Source organism: bacterium (assembly GCA_026129405.1).
Taxonomy (GTDB): domain Bacteria; phylum Desulfobacterota; class Binatia; order DP-6; family DP-6; genus JAHCID01.
On record JAHCID010000014.1, the window covers coordinates 1 to 3,579 of the forward strand.

Sequence of the window (3,579 nt, forward strand, 5' to 3'; positions counted from 1 at the left end):
TCGCCATCGCCGCCCGCGTGCGCGCCCGCCCCGCAGGTCCGCAGGCCGCCTGGGACGACGCCCCCGCGAGCGATCCCGACGACGCGCGCAGCGCCGACGTCGCCGCCGGCCAGCCGGCCGCACCGTTCCATCCCGCCGTCGTGCCCCCGGCCTGGGCCGGCGTCGTCCGCCGCCTCTATGCCCACGCCCCGATCGTGGAGGCTCCCGCGCCATGAGCGACGCCGCGCCCGCCGACCTCGCCGCCGCCGAGATCCGCGACTTCGCCGACACCGTCGCCGCCGTCCGCCGCGAGGTCGCGCGCGTCGTCGTCGGCCACGCCGACACGATCGACGCCGTGCTCACCGCGTTCTTCGCTGGCGGTCACGTGCTGATCGAGGGCGTGCCCGGCATCGGCAAGACGCTGCTCGCGCGGGCCGTCGCCGACGCGCTCGGGCTCTCCCTCTGTCGCATCCAGTTCACCGTCGACCTCATGCCGGCCGACGTCACCGGCACGCGCATCGTCGAGGACGGGGCCGACGGCCGGCGCGCGTTCCGCTTCGTGCCCGGGCCGCTGTTCGCACACGTCGTGCTCGCCGACGAGGTGAACCGCGCCACGCCGCGCACGCAGTCGGCGCTGCTCGAGGCGATGGCCGAGGAGCAGGTGACGGTCGCGGGCACGACGCACGCGCTGCCCGCGCCGTTCTTCGTGCTCGCGACGCTGAACCCGATCGAGATGGAGGGCACGTACCGGCTGCCCGAGGCGCAGCTCGACCGCTTCCTGTTCAAGGTCGTGCTCGGCTACCCGTCGCAGGACGAGCTCGAGCGCATCGTCGGCAGCACCACCGGCGCCGACGTGCCGCGCGTGCGGCCCGTGCTCGCCGCCGACGACGCCCCCGCCCGCACGCTGGCGTTGCGCCGCCTGGTGCGCCGCGTGCTGGTGGCGCCGCACGTCGAGCGCTACGTCGCGACGCTCGTGCGCGCGACGCTGCCCGGCCCCGCCGGCGATCCCGAGGTGACGCGCTGGGTGAGCTACGGCGCGAGCCCGCGCGCCGGCCAGGCGCTCGCGCTCGGCGCCCGCGTGCACGCCCTCCTCGACGGCCGCGCGCACGTCACCCCCGACGACGTCGACCGCGTCGCGCTGCCGGCGCTGCGCCACCGCCTCGTGCTGAACTTCGCGGCCGAGACCGCGGCCGTCGACGCCGCGACGCTGGTCGAGCACGTCCGCCGCACCGCCGCGCGGAGCCGCGCATGATCGTCGCCGCCGACCCGGACCTCGAGCGCGCGGCCGCCGTGGCGCGCGGGCTCGCGCTCGACCTCGGCGGCCCCATGGGCCTGCGCCCCGGCGAGCGGCGGTTCCCCGGCCGCCCGCAGCCGCTCGGGCTCGAGATCGAGAGCCACGCGCCGTACGCGCCCGGCGACGATCTGCGTCACCTCGATTGGAGCGCGCTCGGACGCCTCGACTCGCTGCTCGTGCGTCGCTTCACCGCCGAGCGCGAGGTCGACGCACACCTGCTGGTCGACGCCAGCGCGTCCATGGCTCTCGACGGCAAGCCCGCCGCGGTTCGCGCGCTCGCGCTGGCGCTCGCCGCCCTGGCGCTGCGCGGCGGCTACGCGGTGCGCGTGGCGACGCTGGGCGCCGGGGCCGCGAGCGCGGCGTATCGCCGCCCGTCGAGCCTGCCGCGCGTCGCGCGTCGTCTCGACGCCGGCGGGGGCACCGGCGGCGCGCCGGATCTCGGGGCGGCGCTCGACCGGCATGCGCAACGTCACCCTGCCGGCGGCGTCGCGCTGGTCCTCTCCGACCTGCTCGCCGACCCGGCGACGCTCGCCCCCGGGCTGCGCGCGCTGGCGGCGCGCGGGTTCGTCGTCGTGCTCTTCCAGGTCCTCGGTCCACACGAGATCGAACCCGGCGCCGGCCTGGCCGGTGCGCGGCTCCGCTGCGCCGAGACCGGCGACGAGTACGCGACCGCGCCGGGCGACGAGACGCTGGCGCGCTACCGCGCCGCGCTCGCGGCGCACGAGAGCGCGCTCGACGCGCTCGCGACGCCGCTCGGCGCGCGCCGCGTGCGCGTGCCCGCCGACGGCGCCGTCGAGGCGCTCGTGACCGGCCCGCTGCGCGCGCTCGGCATCGTACGGCCACGGTGAGCGCGCATGGCGGGTCTCGAGAATCCGCTCGGCCTCGCAGCCCTCGCCGCGGTCGCGGTGCTCGTCGTCCTCCTCCGCTTCGCCCGCCGCGGGCCGCTCGTGACCGTCGGCAGCCTGTGGCTGTGGCGACAGGTCCCGGCGGCGCCGCGCGTGCACCGACGCGTGCGGACCGACCTGCCGTTCTGGCTCCAGCTCGCCGCCGTCGTCGCGCTCGCCGCGGCGCTGGCCCGCCCCTTCTGGAGCGCACCGGCGCGCCCCGGCGGCGGCGCGCCGCTCGTCGCGGTGCTCGACGTCTCGGCGAGCATGCAGACCCACGAGGCGGCAGGTCCGCGGCTCGAGACGGCGCGGGCGCTGCTCGACGCGGAGCTCGCGGCGCTGCCCACCGGCACGCCGGCGATGCTGGTGGCCGCCGGCGCACGGCCGCGCGTCGCGATGCGCTGGACGACGGACGTCGCCGCCGTGCGTGCGGCGCTCGCGAATCTCGCCGCCACCGACGAGCCGACGCGCCTGCCGCGTGCGCTGGCGCTCGCCGAGGCCGAGCAGCGGCGGCGGCCGGGCACGCGCATCGCCGTCGCCACCGACCTGCCGCCCGCCGCGGGCGACGTCGCCTGGCACGCCGTCGGTGCCACCGACGACAACGCGGCGGTCACGCGCCTCGCCGTCGATGCGCCGCCCTTCGCGCCGGTGCGGGCCGCGACCGTGACCGCCACCGTGCGCAACTTCGCCGCCCGTCCCCGCGCCGTGACGGTCCGCGCCGACGTCGACGGCGTCCCCTGGGCCACGCGCCCGGTCATCCTGGCGCCGCGCGGCAGTGCCGAGATCCGGCTCGAGGCGCCGCCGCGCGACGGCGTCGTCACCGTGGCGCTGGACGGCGGCGACGCGCTCGCCGTGGACGACCGCGCCGTCACCGCGCTCGCCGCCGCACGCCCGCTCGATCTGCTGCTCGTGAGCGAGTCGGACACGCTCGCGGCGGCGCTGTCCGCGCTGGTCGGCAGCCTCCCCGACGGGCGCCTGGAGATCGTGAACCCCGCCGGTCTGCGCGAGCGCGACGCCGGGTCCACGGCCAGCGCCCTGCATCCGGTCGCGATCCTCGACGGCGTCGTGCCCGGGCATGCCGGTGCGCTCGCCCGACCCGCGCTGCTGGTCGCGCCGCCGCCGGACAACCCCGTGTGTCCCGGCCGCGGCGTCGCCGCGCATCCCGCGGTCGTCGACTGGGACGACACCCACCCGATCCTCGCCGGGGTCGAGGGGCTCGCGGCGCTCGGCGTCCCACGCGCGACCGTCCTGCGGCGCCCGCCCTGGGGCACCGAGGTGCTGCACGCGGCGACGGCGCGCGGCGGGTTCCCGCTGCTGGTCGCGGGCGAGGTCGACGGGTGGCGCCGTGCCTGCCTCGCCGCGCCGCTGCCCACGCCCCTCACCGACGCGGACGCGCTGCCGCTCGTCGTCGTCACGCTGAGC

General features: G+C 78.6%; 4 protein-coding genes. All 4 read left to right on the forward strand.

The features are described 5' to 3' along the window. Positions 1 to 215: hypothetical protein (locus tag KIT14_25875; protein MCW5893948.1), on the forward strand; the 215-nt coding region annotated here is incomplete at its 5' end. After that, positions 212 to 1,231, forward strand: a complete 1,020-nt coding sequence (locus KIT14_25880) for an AAA family ATPase (GenBank protein ID MCW5893949.1) — start codon at positions 212 to 214, stop codon at positions 1,229 to 1,231. The genes KIT14_25875 and KIT14_25880, both read left to right, overlap by 4 nt. Then, entirely contained in the window at positions 1,228 to 2,121 is an 894-nt protein-coding gene (locus tag KIT14_25885) for a DUF58 domain-containing protein (GenBank protein ID MCW5893950.1), read from the forward strand. Before KIT14_25880 ends, KIT14_25885 begins: the two co-directional genes overlap by 4 nt. Before the next feature lie 6 nt (positions 2,122 to 2,127). Continuing rightward, on the forward strand, positions 2,128 to 3,579 hold a 1,452-nt coding region (locus tag KIT14_25890), incomplete at its 3' end, for a BatA domain-containing protein (protein ID MCW5893951.1).

Coding starts and splice junctions, on each gene's coding strand:
- KIT14_25885 (MCW5893950.1), top strand. CDS start 1,228: ATGATCGTCGCCGCCGACCCGGACCTCGAGCGCGCGGCCGCCGTGGCG.
- KIT14_25880 (MCW5893949.1), top strand. CDS start 212: ATGAGCGACGCCGCGCCCGCCGACCTCGCCGCCGCCGAGATCCGCGAC.